The sequence below is a fragment of the Rhodanobacter sp. MP1X3 genome (genome assembly GCF_014207165.1).
Taxonomy (GTDB): domain Bacteria; phylum Pseudomonadota; class Gammaproteobacteria; order Xanthomonadales; family Rhodanobacteraceae; genus Rhodanobacter.
Map to the genome: position 1 here is coordinate 1 of NZ_JACHCO010000017.1, position 5596 is coordinate 5596.

At 59.7% G+C, this 5596-nt stretch carries 2 protein-coding genes; both read left to right on the forward strand.

Going from position 1 to position 5596, the window contains the following annotated elements; genetic code table 11:
- The first annotated feature begins 142 nt into the window (after nucleotides 1–142).
- Nucleotides 143–2029 carry an SDR family oxidoreductase gene (locus HDE79_RS21685; RefSeq protein WP_343206020.1) on the forward strand — a complete coding sequence of 629 codons (1887 nt, stop codon included), beginning with the start codon at nucleotides 143–145 and terminating at the stop codon, nucleotides 2027–2029.
- Nucleotides 2030–2268: 239 nt separating this feature from the next.
- On the forward strand, nucleotides 2269–5596 hold a 3328-nt coding region (locus HDE79_RS21690), incomplete at its 3' end, for an amino acid adenylation domain-containing protein (protein ID WP_343206019.1).

Sequence of the window (5596 nt, forward strand, 5' to 3'; positions counted from 1 at the left end):
CTATCACGGTGGCCTGCAACGCCGGCGAGTACCGTTGCCGACGTATCCGTTCGAGCGGCAGCGGTACTGGATCGATGCGCCCCGCGGCAAAAGCCCACAGCGTCCCGCCACGCAGCGCCTCGAGTGGAGGGATTGGTTCAACGTGCCGTCATGGCGCCTTTCGCATCTGTCCACAGATTGCTCGTCCGTACCGGCAACCGCTGGCTGCTGCCTCGTTTTTGCCGGCATCGATGCTACAGCTGATCGTATCGTCAATGCGTTGAGGGATTGCACGCCAGCCGTCTTTCGCGTCGGCCTTGGAGATACCTACTCATATGACGTCCATGGCGCCGTGATCGACGTCACCAAGTCAGACCACTATCAGCGCCTGCTGAACGATCTCAAACGTGATGGCTGTGCGATCGATTGCATCGTGCACGCTTTCAATCTTGATGGCAGCAGCGAAGAGTCGTGGTCGTACGATCCGGCGGCCATGGATAAGTCGCTTTACAGCGTGCTTTACCTAGTACAGGCGCTCGGCGATCGCATGCCCGGCCACCCGATCACTTTGAACCTGCTTGCCCGCCATGTCGCCCTAGTACTCGACGGCGACAAAGTGTGCCCCGAGCGTGCCGTCTTAACCGGTATCAGTAGGGTCATCCCTCACGAATTCGCGAACGTTACGTGTCGGGTGCTGGATGTGGGTGATCAAGCGACACGACCAGGCCGTGTGGGAAGCTGGGAAGAGGACATCGCCCGGGACGTGGTCAGCGAGTCAATGGATGCTCAGGTCGCTTGGCGAGGATCGCAACGCTGGATACGTATATTCGAGCAGGTGACTCCCGGTAACGGCACCGCACCGTCGGTGCTGCGGGAGCGCGGAGTCTACTTTGTCACCGGCGGCCTAGGCGGTATCGGCATGGCTATAGCCGAACACCTTGCCCAGGCCGTTCAAGCCCGCTTGGTCCTGGTGAGCCGTAGGGTTATGCCTCCGCGCGCGAACTGGGCATCGATCATCGACGCGGCAACCGATAATGAGCTCTGCACGCTGATCCGCCGCATTGAGCGAATGGAGACCCTGGGTGCGGAAGTACTGTTGGCGTGTGCTGACATTGCGGACCAAGACCAGGTCCGTGAGGCGACCTTGGCGGCGGTGGGCCGCTTCGGCGCGATACATGGTGTTATCCATGCAGCTGGCGTCGCTGGCGACAGCATGATCACCACCAAGACTCGATCCAGTGTTGCCGCCGTGCTTCGGCCAAAGGTAGATGGTACGGTTGAACTCGCGCGCGCCATGCAGGTATTCGAGCCGGAGTTCTTTGTCCTTTGCTCGTCGATGAGCGCCGTCAATGGTGGTGTCGGTCAGTACGACTACGCTGCGGCCAACGCATTCCAGGATGCGTTCGCTGTCCGCATGGATGGGGTGGGACGCACCCATTACGTGTCGATCGGCTGGGCAGCGTGGAAAGAAGTGGGCATGGCCGCAAACATGCGGTTGCCAGCGTATCTGCTGGCCGAGAAGGAGCAGCAGCTGAAATCGGCGATCGGCACGGATGAAGGTGTCCGCGCTCTGATGGCAATACTTGCTGATCCACTACCCCATTGGATCGTCTCGCCTCGCGACCTTGCTGGCACGCTGGAGGCTGCTCGACCGAACTCGGGACTGACTGGTGCCGTATCGCGCCCACTTACGCCGACCAACGTACAGCCGAGACAAGAGCTCACGACAACTTATATCGAACCTGATAATCAGATCGAGGAAGTACTCGTCGGGGTTTGGCAAGAGCTGCTGTCGATCGACCGTGTCGGTGTGGCAGACAACTTCTTTGAATTGGGCGGCGATTCGATCCTCATCATTCGCCTGCACACGATGATGCGCAACCAACTTCCCGAGCTCATGCGAGAGGTGCCTCTAAAGCTGCTCTTCGAACATCCGACCGTGGCCGGCATCGGTGCCGTGCTGGCGGAACGTTACGAAGCACTGCACTACGCAGGCGAGGTGAAAAAGATGCGCGAGACAACCTTAATTATGGAAGTTGGGGAGATATGATGACGATTCAGGAATTGATCCAGCGGGCGCTAGATGCGGGCGTCTTGCTTAGGGTCGAAGATGGAAAGCTGAAGTTCGAGGCGACTCAGGCGCCGCTGTCTTCTACGATGAGAGAGCAGTTGCGCTTTCATCGTGACGAGCTCGTTGTACATCTTGAAAAGCTTTCAGGATTGGGTCATTCGTTTCAGGGAGACGATGACATTCCGCCCTTGGGCCGAAGGCCGAGCGACCTCGGACGCGTGCCAGCTTCTTATGCTCAGGAGCGACTTTGGTTTGTCGACCAGCTTGAAGGCGGAAGCACGCAGTACATCATCCAGTCGGCCTACCGGTTGAAGGGTGTATTGGACAATCAGGCGCTGGAGCGTGCGCTCAACGCGATCGTCGACCGTCACGAAGTCTTACGCTCTCGGCTGCAGGAAGAGGGCGGTTCGATAAGCCAGGTGATCGAGGGTGGCTGCGGCGTACCGGTGAACTATACCAACCTGACGGCTCTGAATCCGGCCACACAGATGAGCCGTATCGAAGTGCTGCTACGTGAAGACGCCGAGCATACTTTTGACCTGGCCAGAGACACCTTGCTGCGAGTTCGCGTCTGCGTTCTTGGCATCGACGACCACGTTATGTCGTTCGACATGCATCACATCGTCTCCGATGGCTGGTCGCTGGCGGTCCTCGCGTCGGAGTTTTGTCAGCTTTATGCTGCGTTCTGCCATGGTGCGACTAGTCCGCTGGCGGCCCTGCCCGTGCAGTACGGTGACTACGCAGTCTGGCAGCGTAACTGGCTAACCAAAGACCTGGTCGCCAAGCAGCTTGCATTCTGGAACGGCTACCTTGATGGCCTTCCGCAAGCACATCGGCTGCCCTTGGACAGGCAGCGACAGCCGCGCCAGACCTACCGTGGCCGGCGCAACTTGGGTGCCCTCGATGCCAAACTGGTCGGTGGTATCCACGTTCTATGCCAGCGTTATGGCGCTACTCCCTTCATGCTGCTAGAGACCGCGTTTGCAATTGCCCTCGGATGGTATGCGCGAGAAAAAGACATTGTTGTAGGCATGCCGATCGCTGGTCGCCTGAACGAGGAGGTTGAATCGCTCATTGGTCTTTTTGTCAACACGTTGGTGATTCGCACAGAGGTCGATCTCGAGGCCGATTTTGAAACGCTATTGTCGGCCAATCGAGCATCCATCCTGGACGCGCTCAACAACCAACACGTGCCTTTCGAGGCCATCGTTGAAGCGATCAAGCCAAAGCGTAGCCTCGCTCATACTCCGCTGTTCCAGGTCCTGTTCAACATGAATGGGCGTACTGTTGGGAGCGTCGCGCTGCCTGATCTGACCATGGAGCCGATCTGGCGTTCAGAGGAGGTGAGCAAGTTCGATCTGGAATTAAACGCGACAGAACATAACGGCGTTATCCAACTCGTCTGGATCTACAACGTCGACCTGTTCGATGCCGGTACCATTGAAAGTCTGGCGGGATCGTTCGAGACACTGCTGCGGGCGGTGGTGTCGGATCCGGGCCAGCGCATCCTTGACCTGCCGCTGGTCGATGCGGAGCAGCGCGAGCGCGTGCTGGTGATGGGCGAGGGCCCGGTGGGGGCGTTGCCCGAGGTATGCCTGGTGCATGAAGCCTTCGAGCGCAGCGTGCGCCAGTCACCGACAGCAGTGGCTGCACGCATGGACAAGGTCAGCCTGACCTATGCCGAGTTGGATGCAAAGGCCAACCAGTTGGCCCATTACCTGGGCAGCATCGGGCTGGGCCGTGGCACACGAGTAGGTATTTACCTGCATCGTTCAATCGAACAGCTGATTGGTGTGCTGGGCGTGCTGAAGGCCGGTGGTATGTATGTGCCGCTGGAGCCGTCGCATCCGCAGGAGCGCACGAGCTACATCATCAAGGATGCGGGAATCGAGTTGGTTCTGGTGGAGCAGTCGCTGGTATCGAAGATACCGCTGGGTGGGTTCGACATCCTGACGATGGATGGGGCATCGAACTCAGCCCAGTGGCTAGGCGAATACCCATCGACGGCGCCGGTAGCGAGTGAGGTGCAGGACAGCGATGCGGCCTATATCTTGTACACGTCCGGTTCGACGGGGCGGCCCAAGGGCGTAGAGGTTCCGCACCGTTCGGCGTGGAACTATCTGGAGCATGCGGCGCAGTCGTATCTGCCCGATGGTTTGTCAGGGGCGGTGGTGAGTTCACCGCTGTGCTTCGATGCGACGCTGACGACATTCCTGGCACCACTGTTCGTTGCTCGTCCGATGGTGATCCTCACGGATGATGCAACGACGTTGGATGCGCTGGGTGAGTATCTGTTCGGTGCGGAAAGCTGGCTGTTCAAGATCACGCCGGCCCATCTGGATGCATTGCAACAGAAGCAGGTGGTGGGACGTCGCTCGGAAAGGGCGCATGTGATCGTCATAGGCGGCGAGCAGTTGAGCGCGGCGACGCTGCTGGACTGGCAGGAGTTGTTGCCGCAGGCGACGTTCGTGAACGAATACGGTCCGACCGAAACCGTGGTGGGTTGCAGCACGTACACGGTGGCGCCGGGTACGGCGCGCACCTGTCTGACAGGCCGCACGGCGGTACCAATCGGTCAGGCGATCCGCAATACGCAGCTACGGGTGCTGAATGCGGCGATGCAGCCGCAGCCGGTGAACTGCGCGGGCGAGCTGTACATCGGCGGTGCCGGTGTGGCGGCAGGCTACGTGAATCTGGCGCAGGAGACACAGGCGAAATTCCTTGCCGACCCGTATGGGCAGGATGGCTCGCAGCGGCTGTACCGGACGGGAGATCTGGTGCGCTGGCTAGCCGACGGGAATCTGGAATTCCTGGGGCGCACGGACGACCAGGTGAAAATCCGTGGTTATCGCATAGAGCTGGGTGAGATCGAAGGGCAACTGCGCCAGGTGCCTGGGGTGACCGAAGCGGCGGTGCTGATGAGCACCGGTGCAGGGTTGAACGAGGACGCCCGACTGATGGCGTATATCGTGGCCGAAGGTGTAGAGGCGTCGATGTCGATGCAAGAGCGGGCCGAGTTTGGTGCGCGCTGCCGTGCGCGTTTGTCGGAGATGCTACCCGACTACATGGTGCCGTCGGCGTTCGTGGTTCTTGATGCGATGCCGCTAACGCCCAATGGCAAGCTGGATCGCAAGGCATTGCCGGCGCTTTCGGCCGATTTCACCTCTCTGGATAGCTATGTCGCGCCGGTCAACACCACTGAAGCGCGCCTGTGCGCGATCTGGGAATCGCTGTTGCGAGTCGAGCGTGTGGGCACCTACGACCACTTTTTCGATCTGGGTGGACACTCATTGCTGGCCTTGCGCTTGCTAAGTCGTATTCGCAACGAATTCGGCGTGGAGCTGTCGTTGAGTGCGCTTTTCGAGAGCCCGACGGTGGCTTCCTTGGCCCAGCAACTGGTTGGCGAGGCGCAGTCACCCTTGCCGTCGATCGAAAAGCGCGATGACGATGAGGAACTTCCGCTATCGTTCGCGCAGAAGCGCCTGTGGTTTTTATCACAACTGGGCGAGGCCAGTGCGGCGTATCACATTCCGGCGGCGCTTCGCT